Below are 321 nucleotides of genomic sequence, written 5' to 3'. Positions count from 1 at the left end.
CCCGCGGGGGGGGGGGGGGCGGGGGCCTCCCCCCGCGGGGCGCGCGCCCCGCGGTGGGGGGGGGGGGGGGGGCGGGGCCCCCCCCCCCCCTCTTCTCTTTTCCGGGCCTTGGGCGTCTCCGGATCTCCGGGCCGAGGGCCGCGGCCGGCCGGTGCCGGCGCCGGTGCCTGTGCCTGTGCCCGAGTCGGCGAACGCAAAAGGCCGGGGCCGCGATCCTCACGGAACGCGGCCCCCGCCCGGGCAGGTGGCGGTACGTGGTATTTAACATAGTACCCCACCCGGTGCAGGTAGTGGGCTCCCGCGGAGAAAAAAACCGCGGGG

This window comes from Kitasatospora sp. NPDC059577, from assembly GCF_042735475.1.
Lineage (GTDB): Bacteria > Actinomycetota > Actinomycetes > Streptomycetales > Streptomycetaceae > Kitasatospora.
The sequence above is the reverse complement of the archived record's forward strand: the minus strand, read 5'-3'. Positions refer to the sequence as shown.